3 protein-coding genes, 1 tRNA gene and 1 pseudogene are annotated in these 3,063 nt (G+C 70.8%); 1 reads left to right on the forward strand and 4 read right to left on the reverse strand.

What is annotated here, in order from left to right; genetic code table 11:
- Positions 1-125, reverse strand: a pseudogene (locus tag RIF89_RS13040) (carbohydrate kinase); the annotation flags it as partial.
- Positions 126-216: 91 nt separating this feature from the next.
- The gene (sigJ, locus tag RIF89_RS13045) at positions 217-1,101 is read right to left on the reverse strand and encodes an RNA polymerase sigma factor SigJ (protein ID WP_309069529.1); all 885 of its coding nucleotides are present in this window, start codon (positions 1,099-1,101) and stop codon (positions 217-219) included.
- A 284-nt stretch (positions 1,102-1,385) separates the two neighbouring features.
- Between sigJ and RIF89_RS13050 the strand changes: the two genes are divergently transcribed.
- Positions 1,386-2,135, forward strand: coding sequence for an SDR family oxidoreductase (locus tag RIF89_RS13050; RefSeq protein WP_309069530.1), 750 nt, complete (start codon positions 1,386-1,388; stop codon positions 2,133-2,135).
- Positions 2,136-2,157: 22 nt separating this feature from the next.
- Here RIF89_RS13050 and RIF89_RS13055 read toward each other — a convergent pair whose 3' ends face one another.
- On the reverse strand, positions 2,158-2,862 hold the full coding sequence (locus RIF89_RS13055; RefSeq protein WP_309069531.1) for a DUF1361 domain-containing protein: 705 nt from the start codon (positions 2,860-2,862) through the stop codon (positions 2,158-2,160).
- 68 nt (positions 2,863-2,930) lie between these two features.
- Positions 2,931-3,006, reverse strand: a tRNA-Thr gene (locus tag RIF89_RS13060).
- Positions 3,007-3,063 lie beyond the last annotated feature (57 nt).

The raw sequence follows: 3,063 nt of genomic DNA on the forward strand, positions 1-3,063 counted from the left end.
CCCCGCCGCCCGAGCCCGAGCGCCACGTTGGCGGGACTGCCGCCGACGTGCTCTGCCACCGCGCCGTCGCGATGCACGACGTCGACCAGTGCCTCGCCGATCACCAGCGCGTCCGGATGCCGCATGGGCCCAGCGTAGGCCGTGCCGATGGCGCGATCGTCAGCGCGAGCTCCTCCGCTGAGGGATGAGCAGGGTGACGCTCAGCGCCACGGGAGATCAGCGCCAGCTCGTGAGCTTGTCGGGGTTCCGCACGAGCCAGACGTCCGACACCCTGTCGCGACGCACGCCGAGCACGATCACGGTGTCGACGACGCCGTGCTCGCTGACGATGAAGCCCAGACCGTCCGCGGTCGCGATCGGCTCGACCTGCACGTCCGGGCGCTGAGTGAGCACGCCCAGGATGAAGCGGGCGACGTTGACGGCGCCGAGAACCGGGCGGCGGGCGGCGCTGACCTTGCCGCCGCCATCCGAGGTGAGCGTCACGTCCGGGTCCAGGATCGCCACCAGCGCCGCGAAGTCGCCGGCGCCGGTCGCGGCCGCGAAGGCGGCGGCGACCTCGTCGTGCCGCTCCCGCGGCGCCACGTCGTCCGTGCGCGAGCGCACCTTGCGGCGAGCGGAGGACGCCAGCTGCCTCGTCGCATCGACCGAGCGACCGACCGTCGCGGCGATCTGCGCGAAGGGCAGCTCGAACACGTCGTGCAGCACGAACGCGACGCGCTCGGCCGGCGTGAGGGTGTGGAGCACCACCTGCAGCGCCATGCTCACCGAGTCGTCCAGCGTGACGCGATCGAGCGGATCTCCCGTGAGGCCCGGATCCGCGCCGGCAGGGACGGGTTCGGGAAGCCACGGCCCTACGTAGGTCTCCCGACGGGCGCGCGCCGATCCCAGCATGTCCAGGCAGATGCGCGACGTGACGCGCATCATCCACGCGCCCGGGTTCTCGATCGCCGCGCGTTGATCGGCACTGAGCCGCACCCAGCGCAGGAACGCGTCCTGCACGGCGTCCTCGGCGTCGCTGAGGCTGCCCAGCATGCGATACGCAAGGCCTCGCAGCGCCGGGCGCTCGGCCTCGAGCGCCGCGGTCCCGCCGTCATCCGGCATCCGACGTCTCCGTTCATGATGGGTTCCACTCCCCGGACCGCTCTCGAGGATGATGGACTCCTCCGCCCCGGGATCGCGGCCCGGGGGTCCGTTCCGGCGCCGCTCACAGCTTCCCGGACGTCGGCGTCGAGCGCGATTCGTCCCAGACCGCTTGCCCGCAGCGCGAGCGGTCGTGCTCTCTCTCATCACGACGAGATGGCCGGTCGGAACGTGAGCCTCACGATTCGGACGCGCGCGTCGTCGAATCAGCAGAAGCTTGTCACGGCAGAACAGAAGGGATCGACATGAGGGTTGCAGTCGCAGGAGGCACGGGGCTCATGGGCACACTCGTCGCCGAGGAGCTCGGCCGGCGAGGCCACGAGACGGTCGTCCTGGCGCGGTCGCGGGGCATCGATCTGACCACCGGCACCGGGCTCGACGACGCAGTGGTGGGCGCCACCGTCGTGATCGACGTCACGAACGTGGGCACGATGAAGGCCGACGCCTCGACGCGGTTCTTCGAGGCCACCACTCGGACGCTGCTGACAGCCGAGCAGCGTGCCGGCGTGGAGCGGCACGTTGCCCTCTCGATCGTGGGGGTCGATCGCGCGCCGTTCGACTACTACGCGGGCAAGCGGGCGCAGGAGGTGGCCATCGAGGCCGGCTCGCTGCCCTGGACGATCCTGCGCGCGACGCAGTTCCACGAGTTCGCGGGACAGATCCACGCGACCGCCAAGGCCGGCCCCCTGCACCTCGCGCCGAAGATGCGCACGCAGCCCATCGCGGCCCGCGAGGTCGCCTCCCGCCTCGTCGACCTCGCGGAGTCCCCCGCTCGCGGCGGATACGTCGAGCTCGCGGGCCCCCGTGAGGAGTCGCTCGTCGACATGGTGCGGCGCTGGGCGCGTGCGTCCGGGCACCGGGGCTGGGTCCCCGGCGTCGCCCTGCCCGGCCCGCTCGGAAAGGCGCAGCGCGACGGCACCCTGCTCCCCGGCGACGGGGCCGAGATCGGGACCGAGACGTTCGCCGCCTGGCTGCAGCGCACGACCGGCCGGTAGGCGCCGTGCCGGGACGCGAGAGTCAGGGAAGGATGACGAGCAGCACCGGGGCTGCGACGATCGCGTAGAGGATGCCGAGGAACACCGTATGCGTGACGACGAATCCGGCGGCCGCCGACGCGTTGCCTGGCTCTGCGAAGTGGCCGAACAGCTTCCGCGCGAACCTATTGGGGCGAAGGAGGTCCCAGCTGTTGAAACGGATGTAGCGGCCGAGATACATGCCGAGGGACACGAGCAGGAGCGTCGCCCCCGCGGCGAGCCACAACGTCGGGCTCAGCAACGGGTGGGCGGTGTTCGGGCGCGCGATCGCGACGGTCAGCAGCTGCACGAGCGCGACGTTCGCGAGCGTGTTCAGAACGCCGGACATCGCCAGCGTGAGCACGAGGATGATGTCGTACCAGAGCGGGACCTCCTCCCCCGCGCGGCGGTGAGAGAGATTGAGCTCGGTGACGAGGTAGGCGGAGTTCGGCAGGAGCAGAAGCCAGGTCGCTGCGCCGACGAGCATCACGGCCCAGAGCGCGACGGCGGAGGGGAAGAACTCCACGATCGCCAGCAGCAGCACGACGACGAGCATCAGGGTCACCGCGGGGGCCACCGACAGCGCGATGTTCAGCAGCATCGGACGGTACACGCGCGTGCGGAACAGCGGTCCCCGCACCATGACGAGCACCAGCGCATAGGCGTTCAGAGCCAGCAGCCCGAGAGCGGGCAGAAGCAGCGCGTTCACACGGCCATTGTCATCTGCTGCGCGCGGATTCCGCGGCGCTCGACGTGCCGCGTCTGCCGCGGTCTTCGTGGTGCCGGCTACCGGGTTCGAACCGATGACCCCCTGTTTACAAGACAGGTGCTCTACCAACTGAGCTAAGCCGGCGACGCCGCCGGGCATCCGGCGACCGAGTCGAGCATACCGACCCTGATCAGCCCTCGG

The sequence above is a fragment of the Microbacterium sp. genome (genome assembly GCF_031178525.1).
GTDB lineage: Bacteria > Actinomycetota > Actinomycetes > Actinomycetales > Microbacteriaceae > Microbacterium.